The organism is Microbacterium sp. K41, assembly GCF_004794395.1.
GTDB lineage: Bacteria > Actinomycetota > Actinomycetes > Actinomycetales > Microbacteriaceae > Microbacterium > Microbacterium sufflavum.
Map to the genome: position 1 here is coordinate 1 of NZ_SSDO01000236.1, position 295 is coordinate 295.

Below are 295 nucleotides of genomic sequence, written 5' to 3' on the forward strand. Positions count from 1 at the left end.
AGCCGGCGAGGACCGTCAGGGAGACGGTCGCGGCGAAGATCCCGACGTCGGCGTCGGGCGTGATGCGCCCCGCCGCGAGCAGGGGGCGTGCGCCCGCCGCGGCCGCCATCCCCGCGAGGAACGACGGCACCTTCCCGTCGCCGGACTGGCCGTCGTACGACCCCTCGCCCGTGACCACCACGTCGGCGCCCCGGACGGCGTCGGCGAGGCCGATGAGCTCCGCCACCTCGGCAGCCCCCGGGGCGAGGACGGCACCCCAGCGCACGAGGGCCGCCCCGGGGTCTGCCGAGGTGGC

1 protein-coding gene is annotated in these 295 nt (G+C 78.6%); it reads right to left on the reverse strand.

What is annotated here, in order from left to right; translation table 11 throughout:
- A partial coding sequence (locus DW309_RS06515) for a glycerate kinase (RefSeq protein ID WP_136044899.1) occupies window positions 1–295 on the reverse strand: 295 nt, incomplete at both ends.